1 protein-coding gene is annotated in these 1,485 nt (G+C 61.1%); it reads left to right on the top strand.

The features are described from left to right. Position 1 precedes the first annotated feature (1 nt). Positions 2-1,485 (top strand): malonate--CoA ligase (locus BM413_RS32360; protein ID WP_091918921.1); only part of this gene is annotated, 1,484 nt, incomplete at its 3' end.

Here is a 1,485-nt window from a genome sequence, read left to right as displayed (position 1 = left end):
CATGAGCAATCACCTGTTCGACGCCATCCGCAAAGCGGCTGTCGATCGCAATGCTGCCTTTATCCTGGCGACGGGCGGACGCGTCTGGAGCTATGGCGACATGGTGGATTTTTCCGGCCGGCTGGCATCGAGGCTCGTCGAGCTGGGCGTGAAGCCGGGGGATCGCGTGGCGGTGCAGGTGGAAAAGAGCCCGGAAGCGCTGATGCTTTACCTAGCCTGCGTTCGGGCGGGCGCCGTCTATCTGCCGCTCAACACTGCCTACACACTTGCCGAGCTTGACTATTTTATCAGTGACGCCGAGCCGCATCTCGTGATCGTCGCACCAGGTGCTGCCGAAGGCGTCAAACCGGTTGCCGCAAAATATAAGGCCATCGTCGAAACGCTGGACGAAAACGGCGGCGGATCTCTGATCGCCGGGCTGACGGACGGTGCAGGTTTTGCCGACATCGAGCGTGGTCCGGACGACCTGGCGGCAATTCTTTACACGTCGGGCACGACCGGACGCTCCAAGGGCGCGATGCTGACCCATGACAACCTCCTGTCGAATGCCGCGACGCTTCGCGACTACTGGCGGTTTTCGGAAAGCGACCGCCTGATCCATGCCTTGCCGATCTTCCACACGCACGGCCTGTTCGTCGCCTCGAATGTCATACTGCTTTCGGGCGCATCGATGTATTTTCTGCCGAAGTTCGACACTGCCGAGGCCCTGCGGCTGATGGCAAGTGCTACCTGCATGATGGGTGTGCCGACCTTCTATGTCCGCCTCGTGCAGCATGACGGGCTGACGCGTGAAACGACGGCCGGCATGCGGCTCTTCATCTCAGGTTCCGCGCCGCTTCTGGCCGAAACGCATCGGCTGTTCGAGGAGAAGACCGGCCACGCCATTCTCGAACGATATGGCATGACCGAGACCAACATGAACACTTCCAATCCCTATGACGGAGATCGCGTCGCCGGAACCGTCGGCTTTGCCCTGCCTGGCGTTTCGGTTCGCGTCACCGACCCCGACACCGGCAAGCTGCTCGGAACGGACACAACCGGGATGATCGAGGTGAAGGGTCCCAATGTCTTCAAGGGCTATTGGCGGATGCCGGAAAAGACCATGGCCGAATTCCGTGCCGACGGCTTCTTCATCACCGGCGACCTCGGCATGATCGACGATCGCGGCTATGTCCATATCGTCGGGCGCGGAAAGGATCTCGTGATCTCCGGCGGCTACAACATCTATCCGAAGGAGGTCGAAACCGAGATCGACCAGCTCCCGGGCGTGGTCGAAAGTGCCGTCATCGGCGTGCCCCATCCCGATTTCGGCGAAGGCGTCACGGCGGTCGTGGTCAGAAAATTGGAGGCCGCGATAGACGAGCGCGCAGTGCTCGACGGACTGAAGGACAGGCTCGCCCGCTACAAGCAGCCCAAGCGCGTCATTTTTACCGAAGACCTGCCGCGCAACACCATGGGCAAAGTCCAGAAGAACGTGCTGCGCGA

This window comes from Mesorhizobium sp. YR577, assembly GCF_900116595.1.
GTDB lineage: Bacteria > Pseudomonadota > Alphaproteobacteria > Rhizobiales > Rhizobiaceae > Mesorhizobium_M.
The sequence above is the reverse complement of the archived record's forward strand: the minus strand, read 5'-3'. Positions and strand labels throughout refer to the sequence as shown.